This window comes from Deltaproteobacteria bacterium, assembly GCA_016709225.1.
Lineage (GTDB): Bacteria > Myxococcota_A > Polyangia > Nannocystales > Nannocystaceae > Xiheibacterium > Xiheibacterium phototrophicum.
Map to the genome: position 1 here is coordinate 1 of JADJEE010000002.1, position 17,637 is coordinate 17,637.

General features: G+C 69.9%; 9 protein-coding genes and 1 CRISPR repeat array. Of the genes, 1 reads left to right on the top strand and 8 read right to left on the bottom strand.

All coding sequences use genetic code 11. The annotated features are described in order from the left end of the window. A CRISPR array of direct repeats spans nucleotides 1-3,919; the repeat unit is 34 nt; unit sequence CTCCGCGTCGATCACGACGCGGCCCCATTGAAGG. A gap of 326 nt (nucleotides 3,920-4,245) precedes the next feature. The 6 genes from IPH07_14250 to IPH07_14275 all read right to left on the bottom strand — a co-directional run bounded on the left by IPH07_14250 (nucleotide 4,246) and on the right by IPH07_14275 (nucleotide 13,447). Then, on the bottom strand, nucleotides 4,246-5,634 hold the full coding sequence (locus IPH07_14250; protein ID MBK6918552.1) for a hypothetical protein: 1,389 nt from the start codon (nucleotides 5,632-5,634) through the stop codon (nucleotides 4,246-4,248). A gap of 39 nt (nucleotides 5,635-5,673) precedes the next feature. Beyond that, nucleotides 5,674-7,029, bottom strand: a complete 1,356-nt coding sequence (locus IPH07_14255; protein MBK6918553.1) for a hypothetical protein — start codon at nucleotides 7,027-7,029, stop codon at nucleotides 5,674-5,676. A 39-nt stretch (nucleotides 7,030-7,068) separates the two neighbouring features. Then, complete coding sequence (locus tag IPH07_14260) at nucleotides 7,069-8,604, bottom strand: hypothetical protein (protein ID MBK6918554.1); 1,536 nt, start codon at nucleotides 8,602-8,604, stop codon at nucleotides 7,069-7,071. A 48-nt stretch (nucleotides 8,605-8,652) separates the two neighbouring features. Beyond that, nucleotides 8,653-9,558, bottom strand: coding sequence for a hypothetical protein (locus IPH07_14265; protein ID MBK6918555.1), 906 nt, complete (start codon nucleotides 9,556-9,558; stop codon nucleotides 8,653-8,655). A gap of 95 nt (nucleotides 9,559-9,653) precedes the next feature. Continuing rightward, entirely contained in the window at nucleotides 9,654-11,273 is a 1,620-nt protein-coding gene (locus IPH07_14270; GenBank protein MBK6918556.1) for a protein kinase, read from the bottom strand. Nucleotides 11,274-11,311: 38 nt separating this feature from the next. Continuing rightward, on the bottom strand, nucleotides 11,312-13,447 hold the full coding sequence (locus IPH07_14275) for a protein kinase (GenBank protein ID MBK6918557.1): 2,136 nt from the start codon (nucleotides 13,445-13,447) through the stop codon (nucleotides 11,312-11,314). A 272-nt stretch (nucleotides 13,448-13,719) separates the two neighbouring features. On the opposite strand from IPH07_14275, the gene IPH07_14280 reads away from it, so the two are divergent. Beyond that, nucleotides 13,720-14,316, top strand: coding sequence for an OmpA family protein (locus IPH07_14280; protein ID MBK6918558.1), 597 nt, complete (start codon nucleotides 13,720-13,722; stop codon nucleotides 14,314-14,316). A gap of 1 nt (nucleotide 14,317) precedes the next feature. On the opposite strand, the gene IPH07_14285 is transcribed toward IPH07_14280, so the two are convergent. Both IPH07_14285 and IPH07_14290 read right to left on the bottom strand, forming a co-directional pair. Next, a complete protein-coding gene (locus IPH07_14285) occupies nucleotides 14,318-14,692 on the bottom strand; it encodes a hypothetical protein (protein ID MBK6918559.1) in 375 nt (124 codons plus the stop codon). Next, nucleotides 14,689-17,112, bottom strand: coding sequence for an AAA family ATPase (locus IPH07_14290; GenBank protein MBK6918560.1), 2,424 nt, complete (start codon nucleotides 17,110-17,112; stop codon nucleotides 14,689-14,691). The genes IPH07_14285 and IPH07_14290 overlap by 4 nt, the downstream gene beginning before the upstream one ends. Nucleotides 17,113-17,637 lie beyond the last annotated feature (525 nt).

Sequence of the window (17,637 nt, forward strand, 5' to 3'; positions counted from 1 at the left end):
CTCCGCGTCGATCACGACGCGGCCCCATTGAAGGGGCCAGCGCCGGCGAGCCCCCTGGGCCGCGTCCTCTCCGCGTCGATCACGACGCGGCCCCATTGAAGGGCCCGGGCACGCTGCGAACGGTCCTGTCTCCGCGTCGATCACGACGCGGCCCCATTGAAGGCCAGGCGGCGCGTGATGGCGCCGTCCGCGGAGCGGCTCTCCGCGTCGATCACGACGCGGCCCCATTGAAGGCGGCCGTCGCCGAGCGCGCCGCAGAGGTGCGAGCCGCTCTCCGCGTCGATCACGACGCGGCCCCATTGAAGGACTGCCTCGGCGGCACACTTCAGCCGCCTCCGCGTCGATCACGACGCGGCCCCATTGAAGGCCGCGCCGGCGCCAGGCCGGGCGTTCCTCTCCGCGTCGATCACGACGCGGCCCCATTGAAGGGGCTCGGCGTCGTGCTCGCCTCGGCACGACTACCCTCTCTCCGCGTCGATCACGACGCGGCCCCATTGAAGGCATCGGCAGACGTGCGGCCTGCGGACCTGCCGGCTCTCCGCGTCGATCACGACGCGGCCCCATTGAAGGTTCGTGGGGCGTGGCATCAGCGCGTCTCCTTGGGTGGCTCTCCGCGTCGATCACGACGCGGCCCCATTGAAGGACCATCGTTCCGACGCGTTGCGGAAGCCCGGAACACACCTCTCCGCGTCGATCACGACGCGGCCCCATTGAAGGTACACGGGCGCCGTCGCAGCCGCTCGGCCGGCGCTCGACTCTCCGCGTCGATCACGACGCGGCCCCATTGAAGGATGCCGTCGGGGAAGGTGCGGGTACGCTGGACGGTGCTCTCCGCGTCGATCACGACGCGGCCCCATTGAAGGGTGGCCGAGTCGGCGAGGTTGCGGCGCGTCTCGATCCTCTCCGCGTCGATCACGACGCGGCCCCATTGAAGGACCCACGACGGCTTCGGCTGGGACCCGCAGCCGTACCTCTCCGCGTCGATCACGACGCGGCCCCATTGAAGGGCCGCCGGCGTGGTCGCGGCGCTGCTGCCCGAGGCGCCTCTCCGCGTCGATCACGACGCGGCCCCATTGAAGGACCGACTGCGCCGACATCTCCGAGATGCCGGCGAGCCTCTCCGCGTCGATCACGACGCGGCCCCATTGAAGGGCCACCGTCGCCGCCTCGAGGTTCAGTTGCGCGGCGCTCTCCGCGTCGATCACGACGCGGCCCCATTGAAGGGACCCACGAGATCGCCGCGTTCTCCGTGAGCTGCTGTGCTCTCCGCGTCGATCACGACGCGGCCCCATTGAAGGACGTGGGGCGGCGGCGACGTCGTGCCGACGGCGCTCGGCTCTCCGCGTCGATCACGACGCGGCCCCATTGAAGGATCGGCGTCGATGCGTTCGGCGGCACGCGGACGGCCCTCTCCGCGTCGATCACGACGCGGCCCCATTGAAGGTCGGTGGTCTCGGTGCTCACACCCCGAAAGCCCCGCTCTCCGCGTCGATCACGACGCGGCCCCATTGAAGGAGGCCGACCGCGAGCGTGCGATCCGTCGGATCGCCGTCTCTCCGCGTCGATCACGACGCGGCCCCATTGAAGGCAGCACGATGCCGAGCACGAACTGTTCGTCGCGCTCTCTCCGCGTCGATCACGACGCGGCCCCATTGAAGGCTCGACTGCGAGTCGCCCGAGTTCGGTGCCGAGTTGCCTCTCCGCGTCGATCACGACGCGGCCCCATTGAAGGCCGGGCGTGTCGCGCGTCCGCGGTGACGCGGTGGTCGACGGCTCTCCGCGTCGATCACGACGCGGCCCCATTGAAGGCACCAGCTCGGCCAGCTGGTGGGCACCTCCACCCCCATCTCTCCGCGTCGATCACGACGCGGCCCCATTGAAGGGATCTGCGTCGCACCATCGCACGGTGCCCACGCTCGCCTCTCCGCGTCGATCACGACGCGGCCCCATTGAAGGGAGTCCCCGCGCGGCGGCCGTCTGCCGTCGACCGATCTCTCCGCGTCGATCACGACGCGGCCCCATTGAAGGACCGGCACGTCTGGGTGGTGATACGCTCGCTCGACCACCCTCTCCGCGTCGATCACGACGCGGCCCCATTGAAGGGGACCGGCTCCGCCCCTTCTCGTTGGTGAGCCGGTAGGCTCTCCGCGTCGATCACGACGCGGCCCCATTGAAGGGTCGCGATCGTGGGCGACGGCATCGACGATCACGCGTCTCTCCGCGTCGATCACGACGCGGCCCCATTGAAGGTTTGTCGCCGAGGCCGACGCGCGCGCGGTTGGTCTTCTCTCCGCGTCGATCACGACGCGGCCCCATTGAAGGCCCTCCACGGTCAGAATGCGATAGCGCTTACCAACTCTCCGCGTCGATCACGACGCGGCCCCATTGAAGGGTTCTCCATCATCGTCACACCACCTTCAGTTTCTGCCGCTCTCCGCGTCGATCACGACGCGGCCCCATTGAAGGCTCGACATGATCGGCAAGGCCACCGCCGCGGCATACCTCTCCGCGTCGATCACGACGCGGCCCCATTGAAGGGACGATCGACGGGCCCCACCGGTGTTGCTGCCCGCAGCTCTCCGCGTCGATCACGACGCGGCCCCATTGAAGGGCGGACCGGGGCCTGCTCGACGACACGCAGGTGCTCACCTCTCCGCGTCGATCACGACGCGGCCCCATTGAAGGCCGAACGCGAACAACAACAAGACGGCGCCGAACTGGGCCTCTCCGCGTCGATCACGACGCGGCCCCATTGAAGGCGGCGGTGACGCGGGATGCGAGCTTCGCGATGGCTTCGACTCTCCGCGTCGATCACGACGCGGCCCCATTGAAGGGCGCCCTATCGCCTCGACACGGGCGAGCGCGGGTTCTCTCCGCGTCGATCACGACGCGGCCCCATTGAAGGCGCCAGCACGTCGTGCCCGCGCTCGGGCGCCGACCGCTCTCCGCGTCGATCACGACGCGGCCCCATTGAAGGGCCCACCCGAACGGGCGGCACCTCGCCGACCGATCTCTCCGCGTCGATCACGACGCGGCCCCATTGAAGGGCGACGGCGAGCGCTGGTGGGTCACGCCGCCAAGCCTCTCCGCGTCGATCACGACGCGGCCCCATTGAAGGCACGACCTTGCGAGCCGATACCCGGTGTGCCTCACGTCTCTCCGCGTCGATCACGACGCGGCCCCATTGAAGGGGATCACGGCGATCGACGGCTCCCGCAGGCCGCACACCTCTCCGCGTCGATCACGACGCGGCCCCATTGAAGGAATCCTCGCCCTCGCCCTCTCGGGCTGCACGATCGTCTCTCCGCGTCGATCACGACGCGGCCCCATTGAAGGCCCGAGACGGCCGGCGGGTTCGTCGGGAACACGCGCCTCTCCGCGTCGATCACGACGCGGCCCCATTGAAGGGAGGGTGACCGCGTGCACGTCCGCTACGGTCGTCAGTGCTCTCCGCGTCGATCACGACGCGGCCCCATTGAAGGCGCATCGACCGATCGATGACCTCGGGACGCCCGACTCGTCTCTCCGCGTCGATCACGACGCGGCCCCATTGAAGGGCTTCGCGGAGAGGTCGTACCCCACCGAGCCGGAGCTCTCCGCGTCGATCACGACGCGGCCCCATTGAAGGCGCGTGGCATCGGCTCGGTGCGCGACGAGTTCCAGCTCTCCGCGTCGATCACGACGCGGCCCCATTGAAGGACCTGGTCGTCGTCGGCACCGAACCCGGCGATCGTGACTCTCCGCGTCGATCACGACGCGGCCCCATTGAAGGGTCGAGGCCTCGACCGCCGCGGGCTCGCACCCGTGGCTCTCCGCGTCGATCACGACGCGGCCCCATTGAAGGGCCGGTGCCTTCGCCGGTGTCTTCGCCTTCGCCTTCGCCCTCTCCGCGTCGATCACGACGCGGCCCCATTGAAGCGAGGGACCGGCGCCGCTGCGGCCCGGCCCACGACTCTTCGGCGCATACGCGCCGCAGCTGCTGGCGCATCTGCCCCTGTGCGTGGCGCTCGGCGAACATGTCTCGCGCAGCCTGCACTTCAGGGTCCCCACTCGCGCTCACCGCGGGCCTTTCAGCTCTCGAGCTATCCGCTTCGGGTGCGTTTACGGTTTGCGGTGGGTGAGGTGCAGGCGGAGGACGACGCCACGCCGGACAGGCTCCGAGCAGGCTCCGAATAGGCGCGCGGGCGGGCACCAGGGATCATGGGTGCCGTCCTTGGCTGGGTGCTTTTGCGGGGCGAGGAAGGGCTACGGGATGTCCGCGCCTGCAACGTCGGCGGAGCCGTCGATACCCGGGCGTGCGTCGCCGTCGATGTCGACGAGCGGGTCGCCGGATTGCCACTGGGCGACATCGCCGAACTCGGCGAGGCCCATGGCGGTCGGGGTGAAGTCGTTGGAGAACACATCACCGAACCACGCGTTGTTCAGCATCGCGACCTGATGATTCCCGGTGCCCGCAAACATCTCGTCGACCACCGAGTACGTGATGGTGGCACCGCAATTGATGGAGCTTGGGTCTCGGCCAAGCAGGAGGGTGTTGCGGACCTCCACGTTGCTTCCGCCGTTGCAGGCGAGGCTGTCGTCGGTGTCGGCATCATTGCGCACGAGCGACGAGTAGAGGATGAGAGCGTCCGAGTCGGTACAACTGATGCCGCGTGTCCCGGCGGCGCCGTTGCCGTTCCCGCCGACAAACGAGTTGCGCACCAGCGCATAGGCGCCGTTGTCGAGGGAGATGCCGCCGCCGGCGTTCTGGACGACGCGAGCGCGGTCGAGGTAGAGCGAGGCGTTGTCGACGGCGATGCCGGGGAACATGCTCGAGCCGGTGTTGCTGGAGACGGAGATGCCTTGGATGTAGACCTCGGCGCTGTCGTCGATGGCGAGGGTGGAGGTGTTGCCCGAGGTCCTCGCCCACAGGGGCACCATCATGTCGTCGGGGTTGGCGTCGAGGATGGCCCAGACGGCATTGGAGCCGGAGAGGACGATGGCCTCGTCGTAGGTGGGGCCGGAAGAGACGCGCAGGACGGCCATCTCGGCGCCGAGGGAGCCCGCTGCGGCGGTGAAGTCCTCGAAGTCCTGACCTGCACCGACGGTGTGAACATCGGCTTCGTCGAAGCACTCGCCGGTGGCGATGCGGCAGGCCGAGTCGGGGCACTGCTCGTGGAACGCACACCCCATGCAGGTATTGACGGCGGCATCGCAGATGGGCGTGGCGCCGCCGCAGCCGTCGTCGTTGCTCGCGGTGCACTGGACGCACTGGCCGTCGTCGCGACAGGCGGGGTTGGCGGGGTCCTTGGCGGCACACTGGGCATCGCTCTCGCAGGGTGAGCAGACCTGGTCGATGCAGATGGGGGTACCTGGGCCGCCACACTCGTCGTCGCCCTGACAACCCTGGGGTCCGGTCGAGCTGGACGGGTCGGTGGTGGTCATGGTGTTGCCGGTCATGCTCGAGGTGGTCGAGGTGGGACCGGAGGTGTCGCTCGAGCCGGCGGTGGCGGAGACGGTGCTGTCGGCGGTGCTCGAGCTGTCGTCGGCGACCTCAGTGCTCGAGGCATCGCCTTCGGATGTGTTTGCGGAGGGTGAGGTGCAGGCGGGCGGCAGCGCCAGTGCGAGCAGCAGAGCGGTGGAGCGAGGGAGCATGGGGTGCCGTCCTTGGCGTCTTGCGAGAGGGGTTAGGGGCTACGGGATGTCGGCACCGGCGACGTCGGCGGAGCCGTCGACGCCTGGGCGTGCGTCGCCGTCGATGTCGATGAGCGGGTCGCCGGACTGCCACTGGGCGACATCGCCGAACTCGGCGAGGCCCATCGCTGTGAGCGCGGGGTTTGTGGGGAGTGTCTGGAACCACATCGGATTGAGAGGGCCGACGTCGTTGAGTCCACCGGCGTTGGAGTCCGCCGCCGAGTACGTCGCGCCGAGCCCTGGGCAACCTACCGAATCGTCGCTGACACCAAAGAGGAGACTGTTGCGAACCGTCACTGTTGCATTCGAGCAGCTGAGGGAATCTTGCACATTTCCGTCGTTGGCGACAACGCTCGTATAGAGAAGATCGAGAGACGAACCTGTGACCCTCAATCCAGTCGTAGGTTGGAAGCCGCTGCCGTTGGCAGCCAGCACAGAGTTGCGTACGAGCGCATACGCCCCGTTGTCGAGGGAGATGCCGCCGCCGGCGTTCTGGACGACGCGAGCGCGGTCGAGGTAGAGCGAGGCGTTGTCGACGGCGATGCCGGGGAACATGGCCTCGGTGCTGCCGATGACCTGGACGCCGTTGGCGAGGTAGAGCTCGCCGCCGTTCTCGACGGAGATGGACGCAGCCCCGCCGAGCCCCTGGATGCGGGGGGCATCGCCGGGCGCGGCGAGGATGGCCGCGACGCCGGTGTCGAGCGCGAGGTTGACGACGTAGGGAGTCGTCGAGCCGAAGTTGTGGAGGATGATGACGGTGCCGTCGACAAACTCGGCGGAGAGGCTGTCGCCGTCATCGGCGTCGACGTGGACGACCGCGGCTTCGTCGAAGCACTCGCCGGTGGCGATGCGGCAGGCCGAGTCGGGGCACTGCTCGTGGAACGCACACCCCATGCAGGTATTGACGGCGGCATCGCAGATGGGCGTGGCGCCGCCGCAGCCGTCGTCGTTGCTCGCGGTGCACTGGACGCACTGGCCGTCGTCGCGACAGGCGGGGTTGGCGGGGTCCTTGGCGGCACACTGGGCATCGCTCTCGCAGGGTGAGCAGACCTGGTCGATGCAGATGGGGGTACCTGGGCCGCCACACTCGTCGTCGCCCTGACAACCCTGGGGTCCGGTCGAGCTGGACCCCTGGGTGGTGGTCATGGTGTTGCCGGTCATGCTCGAGGTGGTCGAGGTCGGACCGGTGGTGTCGCTCGAGCCGGCGGTGGCGGAGACGGTGCTGTCGGCGGTGCTCGAGCTGTCGTCGGCGACGGCAGTGCTCGAGGCATCGCCTTCGGATGTGTTTGCGGAGGGTGAGGTGCAGGCGGGCGGCAGCGCCAGTGCGAGCAGTACAGCGGTGGAGCGAGGGAGCATGGGTGCCGTCCTTGGCGTCTTGCGAGAGGGGAGAGGGGGCTACGGGATGTCGGCACCGGCGACGTCGGCGGAACCGTCGACACCCGGGCGTGCGTCGCCGTCGATGTCGATGAGCGGGTCGCCGGACTGCCACTGGGCAGCGGTGAGAATGGCTGCGGGCGCCATCGGGGTGAGGTGGAAGTCGGCGTTGGCGTCGCTGAACCAGTCGGTGTTGAAGTCACCGACCGGCGTGTTGGTGCCGTTGTGGTTGGTCTCGGTGGCGTTGTAGTCGAGCACAACCCCAGCGCACAGAATCTCATCGTTCGTCGTCCCGTCGAGCACCACGAGGCTGTTCCGAATGGTCACGTTGCCAGGGCTGGTGCACTGGACGGTGCGGCCCGCACCCGTCGCAAGCGAAGCGAGGGTGGAGTAGTGCACGTCCGCGTCAGAGTTCGTAATGGCGAGCGCGATGCGGTTGTTTGTTTGGCCGCCGACAAACGAGCTCCGCACGAGCGCATACGCCCCGTTGTCGAGGGAGATGCCGCCGCCGGCGTTCTGGACGACGCGAGCGCGGTCGAGGTAGAGCGAGGCGTTGTCGACGGCGACGCCGGGGAACATCGAGTCGCCGTTGAGCAAGACCTGGACGCCGTTGGCGAGGTAGAGCTCGCCGCCGTTCTCGACGGAGATGGACGCAGCCCCGCCGAGCCCCTGGATGCGGGGGGCATCGCCGGGCGCGGCGAGGATGGCCGCGACGCCGGTGTCGAGCGCGAGGTTGACTTGGTAGGCGGTGGTCGAGCCGAAGTTGTGGAGGATGATGACGGTGCCGTCGACAAACTCGGCGGAGAGGCTGTCGCCGTCATCGGCGTCGACGTGGACGACCGCGGCTTCGTCGAAGCACTCGCCGGTGGCGATGCGGCAGGCGGAGTCAGGGCACTGCTCGTGGAACGCACACCCCATGCAGGTATTGACGGCGGCATCGCAGATGGGTGTGGCGCCGCCGCAGCCGTCGTCGTTGCTCGCGGTGCACTGGACGCACTGGCCGTCGTCGCGGCATGCCGGGGCGCCAGCATCCTTCGCCGCGCACTGGGCATCACTCTCGCAGGGCGAGCAGACCTCGTCGATACAGATGGGCGTGCCGGGCTCACCGCACGCCTCATCCCCCGCGCACCCCTGCGGCCCCGTCGAGCTGGACCCGGCGGTGGTGCTCATCGTGCTCCCCGTCATGCTCGAGGTGCTCGAGCTGGGGCCGGTGCTGTCGGTCGTGCTGGCGCTGGCGGAGCTGCCGACGCTGCTCGAGCTGTCGTCGGCGACGGCGTCGCACTCCGGGTCATCCGCGAGCGCCTTCATGCCGCCGCACGGGGCGTAACACATGTCGTCGTCGGGACGGATCGGCACGCAGCCGTCGGTCACCGTCGGCTCGCAGGTTCCGCTCGCGCAGTATGGCTTGTCGTCGCCGTGCTTCTCGCGGCAGGTCGCGTCGCCGTCGGCGTTGAAGCAGTGGTTCGGGTCGCGCACGATGGTGGAGTTCGTGCACGCGAACGCGACGCCGAGCGTCGCGCCGAGCAGCGGGGAAACGATTCGCCGGGGGTTCATCATGGGAAACGACCTTCCTGGAGGCTGAGGTGCGCGACGATGACGGGCCGATCAGAAGCGCCCGGAGACACTGAAGCCTACGAGCCGCGAATTCAACACTACTGCGGCGCCGATGCGACGCCGCTTGCGGAGTACCACGTCGGTCACGACCATCGCGATGCCGCCGGCCACCAGCGCAGCCCCGACCCCGACGAGCGCCAAGCCTCCGGTGTCGCGCTCGACCTCGCGAAAGGCACCGGCGTCGCCCGGTACCCGCTCGCGCTGCGCTGGCCGAGTGGCCAACACGGCGCCCGCGACGACGCCCGCGAGTCCGACCGCGCCGATGGCGATCCCAGCCCCGCCGACCGCACCGAGCGGCGTGGTCGGCTTGGCCGGCGTGGTCGTCGGCGGCGACCCCGAGGGCTCGGTCGCTGCACTTGCGGGAGAGCCGTGCTCGTGCCGCGTCGCCGTCTCCGACGGTGCGCGGGATGGCACGGGCTCGCTCGGCGTTGCAGGGCTGGCCGCGGCATCGTCGAGGCGCTGTGCCTGCGCCTGCAAGGCCTCGTACTGGCGCACGAGCAGGTCGTCGAGACGGCGGACGACGTCCTCGTGCGTGCACGGGTCGCAGCGCCCCTCGCGATCATCGATCGGCACCAGCGTGCCGTCGAGCTGCGCGGTCACGACGTACTCGAAGCCCAACGCTTTCGGTGTCGATCGCACCGCCACCTTGATGCTCGCGCGGCCCCGCTCCACGATGGCGACACCCGCGTCGCGGGCTCGCAGCTCTGCCTGCTTGCGCACGCGCTTGGTCACGAGATCCGCGAGCACCGTGACGCCCTTGGTGTCGACCTGCAGGCCCACACCGAGTGGAGCCTGTGGATCGGGTTCGCTCGCCGTGGTGCGCGTCGACGCACGGGCCGGCGTGGCCGTAGCGACCGCGACGGCGGTGAGGATGACCAGGCTGAGTTTGCGTCGCACGTGCTCTCCGTCCTCGTATCTGTGCAGCGGCTCGCTCGTCGCCACCGCAGAACGGCGGCGGGGGACCCATCGCGGTCGCTCGCTCGCTTCGCTGGCTAGGGGGTCGCCTCCGCGCGGGCACGGCACATCTCGCCGATCGCGGCGGTCTCGGGGTCACCCGCGCGCTCGGTCAGCTGCGCACAACGCCGGAACTGCCCGAGCTGATAGTGCGCGGCGGCCTGGCGACGACGGGCAGCCCGCTTGTCGACCCAGCATCCCTTGCGACGCAAGCCCACCAGCACCGCGTTGAAGTCGCCACGTTCCTCGGCGGCATCGGTCTGTGCACGCAGCGCGGCACAGACCGCACCGTTGGGGTCGTCGATCGGCTGCGACGGCGTCGGCGTCCGACCGGTGGACGACGGCCGCTCGGCGATCGGGGACGTCGAGGCGGACGGCGCGGCCACGGGCACCGACGGCGCCGACACGGGCGTCGTGGCGACCGACGGCGCAAGCTGGGGCTCTTGCGCGTCAACCGAGGGCGCGACGGCCGGCAGACTCGCCCCGCCGGGCGATGCGGTTGCCGCGCTCGCAGGCACGACCGCGGCCCCACCCTCGTCGCCTCCGACGTCCACTGCGATCGGGCGCGCGACACCGGGCTCGTCGACGTGCGGTGCCGGCGAGCGCAGCCACCACCAGCCGATCAGTCCACACACGGGCAGGATCGCCGCAAGCACGGCGACGCGAGGCCACCGCGGCGACTCCCGGGGCTCGCCTGGCGCGGTGCTCTCGCTCGTCCGCTCGTCGGTGACGGCGGGCGCGAGTGTGTCGGTCGACCCGCCGAGCCGATCGAGCACCTGCTCGAGCTGCGCCTGCACGTGCACCATCGAGGGCCGCCGCTCGGGCTCGCGGGCCATGCAGGCGTCCACCAGCTCGACGAGCGCATCGGGGAGCTCGAGCTGCAAACGCCGGAGCGAGGGCGCCGGCTCGGCGGGATCGAGCTTGCGCGCGACCAGCTCGCCGGCGGCCAGGCCCGCCAGCGGTGCGACGCCCGCGAGCATCTCGTGCATGGTGACGCCCCACGCGAACACATCGAAGGCGCAGCGCGCCGCGGCACCCGAGGCCTGCTCGGGCGACATGTAGAGCGTGGTCCCGGGTCGCTCGAACACCGCGGTCACCCGCGGTGCACCGGCATCGCTCGGCTCCCGCGACGCCAACCCGAAGTCGACCAGCCGCGCGTGCTCGCGACCACCGGCCTCATCGACCACGATGTTCTCCGGCTTCACGTCGCGATGCACGATGCGCCGCGCATGCAGGGCAAGCAGCGCACTCGCAATGTCGAGCCCGATGCGAACCGCGCGGGCGGCCGGCAATGCGCGTTCGCTGGCGAGGATGCGGGACAACGGTCGCCCGCAAGCGCGCGCCGAGATCACGAACGGCAGATCGTCGCACTCGCGCAGCCGACCAGCCTCGAGCGGGCGCACGATATGCGGATGATCGCCGAGTTCGGCGACCAGCTCGACCTCGTTGCGAAGGCGGTACTCGACGTCGGCACGGCTGGCCGCCTTCGCATGCAGGAGCTTGAGCGCGACCTCGTCACCGCGCTCGCCCCGGACGGCAGCATAGACGGTGGCCATGCCGCCGCGGCCGAGCACGCCGACGACGCGATAGCGACCGCCGAGCACCACGTCGCCCGCGTGGAGCACATCGTCGTCGCCTGGCAGGGCGCCGTAGCGCATACGGCCCGACTCCTCCCGCTCGCGGACCCGCTGCGCCATCACTCGCCGACGCCCTTCCAGCCGACCATCGGACCGTTGCTGCGCATGTGGATGACATAGGTCTTGCGCGCGTCGAGCCGCAGCTTCGGCAGACGATGCCAGCCGGTCTCGCCGATGCGGCGCCACGCGAACGCGTGGGAGCCCGCCCGCAAGCGCGTGTCGATGGTGTCGCCGATGACGTAGACCCTGCCGTCGACCTTGACTTCGCCCGTGGCCATCATCTGCGTGAAGCGTACCTTCACCCACGGACGCGGCGCGGGCGTGGCGGCCTTCGACGGCGGCTCCGGGGTGACCGCATCGACCGCGGACGCCGAGTTCGGCGCGGCCGGATCGATGCCCACGCCGGACGCCGCGGCCGGAGCCCCCAGCGGCGCGAGCTCAGGCGAGACCGCGGGCGCGGGCGTCGGCGCCGGATCGATGCTCGCAGCGGGCGAGGCCGCGGCGGGCGAGGCCGCGATCGGACCCGCCGGGATCGCGGCCCCATCCGACGCGGGCAGCAGCGGCGCAGTCGAGCCCGAACTCGGCGCAGTCGAGGCCGAACTCGGCGCCTGCGGATGGGTCGATGCCGCCGTCGCGTCGCGCTCGAGCGCGCCGGGCTCGACGACCCCGGAGACGTCGGACGCGACCCGCTCGTCCGCGTCGAGGGCGTTGCGCCATCGCTCCCATCGCAGGATCACGGCAAACAACGACACGATGCCGACCGCGGCGAAGGCTGCCCACGCGGCCCCGGCTGCGTGCCGACGATCGAGGCGCCGCAGCCACGACCATCGCCGCCAACCGACCGCACTCGCGGTGCGGGTGACGGCGATCTCGGTCACGGTCGCGCCAGGCCCGACCTGGCCCGCGGTCGCGCCGGTCCGCGGAGCGTCCGCCGCGGCGGAAGCGGGCACGCGCGGGCCGGCCGTGGGCGAAGCCGCGGCGCCGAGCACCGGCGCAGCCGCGCGCGGCCGGCCGAAGACCTCCGTGCGCGCCTGCTTCGGCGCTGCGTCCTGCGGGCCAGCAGGCTCCGTGACCGACGGCGTGCTGCGCTCGGGCCCGCCGCGACCCGGCTCGACGGATACCGCGGGCGCGGGCGCGGCCGCGGAGCGGATCTCGCCGCCCGCCGCGTCCGCCATCGCAGCGTGATCCAGCGCCGCGAGCAACGCCCGCAGCGGCTCGGGGATCTCGAGGTCGGCCTCGGTGTAGCCCGACTTCGGCAATCGACCGAGGTGCACGGCATAGAGCGCGCGCAGGTCGGCAGCGGTCGCGCGGCCGCCCTGCCACGACGCGAGCCGAGCGATCGCCTCGGCCGCACTCGCGAATCGATCACGCCGCTTCGCCACCAAGCCGTCGTAGAACACCCGCAGCTCCCCAGGGACATCGTGCCGCTGCAGCCGCGGGCTCTTGCCATCGAGCGCGGCGAGCAGCAGATCGTGGCGGATCTCGTCGCGGAATTTCCGGCCCTCGACCAGCTCGTAGAAGATGGCACCAACCGCGAACAGATCGCACTGCTGCGAGGCATCACCGCCGGCCTGCTCCGGCGACATGTAGCGGACCTTTCCCTTGATGTGCTGACGCGAGGTCTGATCGTCGAGCGACTTGCCGATCCCGAAGTCCATGATCTTCACCTCACCTGCGGAGCTGATGATCACGTTGCTGGGCGTGAGATCGCGATGCATGATGCCGAGCCGCCGGCCATCGATGGCGAACTCGTGGGCGTAGCGCAAGCCCTCGAGGATCGAGCCGATGACGTACACCGCCATCGCCATCGACAGGCGCTCGCCTGCGCTGCGCAGACCGCCCAGGAACTGCGCGAGGTCGATGCCGTCGATTCGCTCGAGCTCGAGATAGACCACCCCGGCGTGCTCGCCGAAGTCGACCACCTGCACGATGTTGGAATGCGACAGCTGCAGGCCGAGCTTGGCCTCGTTGAAGATCGCGTCGCGCTGCAGCTCGCTGGCGCCGATCAGATCGGGCGGCATCTTGAGTGCGCAAACCTTCTTCACGCCGGCGTGGCCGTGCTTGTGCGCCAACCACACCTGCGCCATGCCGCCGCGACCCAGCGGACGGAGCAGCTCGTACTTGCCCGCGAAGAGCAACCCGGCATGCAAGGCGGCTGCGCCGGGCTCGGGTCTCGCCTGATGCGGTCGCGACATCCTGGACCTGGCCGGTATCGTACCAACGGGACAGGTCGTTGCAGCGCTTGGTTGCAGCGGGGGGAAGGACACACGCGCGGCGCGATCGCGATCGAATGGCCAATCGGCCACACGCGACCTCGCGGGGTCCCATCGGCTCGGCGCCGTGGCTGGTGCACGGTGATCGAGCGCCCGTCGAACGTTCGCGCCGCGCACTGTCCTCGCGCGAGGACAGTTCGCACGCCGACGCGCCGTCACCCCGTGCGTCGCGGCGACGGACTTCGCCATGTCCGATGACGGGCGTCGGGCATCACCCGATCTCGAATCCGCGCGCGCGTCGACTGCGGGAGTCCGCGTTGCGGCGGCTCGATGCTCGCGCTACACCTCGCGCACGCATGCCCATGACGCGCATCGTCGTATTGTTGCTCTCGCTCGTCGCGTGCGTGCACGAGGCTCCCGCCAGCCGCAACGTGCACTTCGCGACCGCGAAGATCGATCCCGTCTCGCAGGATGATTTCGTCACCCTCGGTCGCGTCGTCGAGATCATGGACCACGACGACAAGCTGCGCCTGCTGGTCGTGGGGCACACCGACAGCGTCGGCACCGACGAAGCCAACCGCGTGCTCGCGTTCCAGCGGGCCACCCGCGTCCGCACGCTCCTGCTCGGCGTCGAGCCCGACCTCGCGCACCGCAGCTCGATCGCGTACTACGGGAAGTCGCGACCGATCGCCGACAACGCCACCGCCGAGGGCAAGGCCAAGAATCGCCGCGTCGAGCTCTACTTCTACGTACCGGAGAACGGCGTCGAGAACGACGTCAAGCTGCAACGCGAGTTCGGCGGGGGGCTCGAGTTCGAGGCGTCCGCCTCGGCATCGGCCTCCATCGAATAGCCTACCGCTCCGTGATTGGCGCGGGCGTCACCGCGTCGATGAATGTACCGACCGTGTCGATCCACCCCTCGAGCTCCGCGACCGCCGGCGCGAGTTCGTAGGCGTGGTAGTGTGTCGCCTCGCTCAGGGCGTGCCACGCATAGACGACCCTGCGGGCGAGCTCGGGACGATTCGAGAGCGCCGTGAGAGCGATGAGCTGCGCGCGCATCGGCGTGTCGCGCAGTCCCGGCGCATGGCGGTCGACAAAGGAGGTCACCGAGGCCTCGACCGCCTGGCGAGCGAGGAACGCGACGCAGCGAGGCCACACGCCCTCGGTTGCGACATCACGCTGGGCGATGAGGCCACGCGCCTGCGCGAGCAGCTGTCGCGGCGTCATTGCACCGACTCCAGCAGCGTCACGATGCGCGCCACCTCGGCCACCAGACCGCCGGCATCGCCGACCCAGCCGCCATGCGCTCCTTCCTTGCAGGCGCGAAACGCGTCACCTGCCCGCGAGCCCACGCGCCGGTTCAGGTGACCGAAAACGTCACTCTCGCGATCCGGCTCGCCGAAGAACGCCAGTGCAGCCAAGCGATGCGTCGTCTTCGCTTCGGTGATCGCGGCCTCGAGGTCGCCACCCGAGCTCGAGACCGCGCCGCCCGCCCGACGCCGGATCGCGGCCACACAAGCGGCCTCGATCGCGGTGCGACCGAGTGAAGGCACGAGGCGGAGGAGTACGCCTTCGTCGACCCGATCGGCCGCGCGTAGGAGTGCGCGGGCATCGTCGAGCGCACGTCGTGCAGGATCGTACACCGGGCGGATCTCGAGCACGGAGTTGGGTCCCCGGGTGACCTCGAGGATCTCGGCATCGATCTGCAACCGCCGGATCGCCTCCGGCAGGCGGGTGTCGTGGGTGAACACGAGCACCTGACGCTTGCCCGCGAACTCTTCGAGTACCCGGGCCAAGCCGTCGACCTTGTGCGGATCCATGGCCTGCACCGGGTCGTCGATCACCACGAAGCCGAACGGACTATCCGGCAACGCCATCCGCGGGAGGAAGAGGCTGAGTGCGAGCGCGTTGAGCTCGCCCTGCGACATCACACCGACCGCGACGCCGCTGGTGCCGTCGACGGTGACGTCGACATCGACGTGGCGGCGCGTCTGGGTACCGGCGAGTGAGACGCTGGCGATGTCGACGTTGCTGCGCTGGCGCAGCTGCGCCCAGATGCGCTGGGTATGATCGGCGATCGGCGCGAATCGAGCGTCCCGGATCTGCTGTTCGGTGTCCTTCAGCCATGTCGCCGCCTCGTCGAGCGCCTTGCGCACGTCCGCGCACGCGGCGAGGTCGCGAGCGCGTTGCACCCAGCCGACCACGCGGTTCGCCGCCGGTCGCCAGTCGGCCTCGAGCAGCTCGAGCCGGGATCGCGCGGCGTCGCGCAGCGTGACGACGTGCTCGACCATCTCGAGGACGTGCCGCTCGAGGTGGTCCGCCAGCTCAGCCGGGGCTGGCGGCGGCGACCAGCGCCCCCACGCCCGCAGCGCATCCTCAAACCCTGCGAGCTCCAGCCGCGCCGCCTCGTGCATCACGGCTGGAGCCGCACGCACGAGGCTGCGCGCCCGCTGACTCAATTGCGTGGCGCGGGTCGCCGCAGCGTCGAGTTCCTCCGATTGGGCGCGAAGGCGTGCGAGCGACTCGCCGCGCGCTTCGGCCCAACCCTCGGACACCGGGGCACCACAGGCCGGGCAGTCGCCGCCGTGTTGCCGATGGTACGCGAGCACATGCTCGAGGATCTCCGCGAGCTCGCCGGCATGGGCCGCGCTCGCGCTCGCCAGCGCATCCCGGTGCGACATGGCGTCCCGCAACGCGATCGCGGCGGTGGTCACCTCCTCGAAGTCCGGGGGCTGCAGCTCAGCGAGTTGTCGCAACATGGCGACATCGGTCTCGACCTGCGCCGACTCGCCCCGCGCGATCGCTTCGATCTGCTCGAGATCCACCTTCTTGCGATCGAGTGCCGCACGGCAGGACTCCGCCTCGGGATGCGCGACGGCGGCGAGCGCAGCGACCAGCGTCTCCTTCTCGGCCCGGTGTTGCTTCGCTTCGGCGTCGAACCGCTTCTTCTCTGCCGTGAGGGCCTTGATCGCGACCGTCACGTCCTCGAGACCAAGGATGCTGCTGAGTTCGTCGAACAGCCGCGAGGGCTCGCCGGAGAGCAGCGTGCCAAGATCGGCGTAGCTGAGGAAGGGGCGGAACGCAGCGATGTCGGCGGTGACCTCCGCGAGCGGGTCTGGGGCTGCGGTGGTGGTCACCGTGCACGCGTCGAGTTCGCCCTGGTCGCCCCAGCTGCGAACACGCTCGAACGCCCGCTCACCTGCGCCGGTGAAGCGCGCAGTGATTCGGGTGTTGCCTTCGTGGAGGTTGCGCCAGCCCTGCCGCCACGCAACGTGGCGGTCTCGCCAACGACTGCTGGTGCCGGTGAGCAGAGCCTCGAGCGCCTCCGCGAAGCTCGACTTGCCGCACCCATTGCGACCGACGACCAGCGTGAGTCCTGGTGCGGGATGGAGTCGTAGCGTCGCCTCGGGACCGATGCCGCGGAAGCCCTGGACGACCAAGCGCTCGAGGTAGATCGGCCGCTGCGTCGCCGCCTGCGGTGGATCGTGCGCGGCCGGCTCGCGGGTGTCGCCCTGGGGCGACGCGAGTTGTCGCGCGAGCGCCTGCGGGCCGCGACAGGCGGCATCGACGAGATCTTGCGCAGCGGCGGGAAGCGTCTCGTCGGCGAGCACGCGCTTCAAGATCTCGTCGTGCAGCGATGGATGCATGGCGTGCCAGGATCAGTGGACATGCGGCGAGCGTCGCGACCGGAGTCGACGCGTACGCCCAGCGACGCGCGGGCGCTCGATGCACGGCCACCGTGGGATCTGTGCAGGCGTGGACGCGCTGGAGCAGGCTACTCCGGCGCTGCAGATCGACGCGACAGGCAGAACCTGAGACGCGACGATTCGGCGATCGACGCGAGCGAGGAGGACCGCGTTCGACGGTCGAACACGCGCAGGCGATCACGATCGCGCGCGCACGTGGCCAGACGATCGCGAGATGGACGTATCGCAGGCGCACAGTGTCCTCGCGCGAGGACAGTCGAACGAATGCGCTCTCGTAGGCTCGCGACACTGCCGAGATCTAACATCTTCGCAAAGCTCTCGAACCACGCACGTCGACACTTCGATGATCCGCGCGAGGATGATCGACCGAGGATCATCGCGACGATCCAGCTTGCGATGGCGCCAGCGAACCCTGCATACTCCGACGCGCTCGCCGTTCGAACGAGCACGAAGTAGCAACGCATG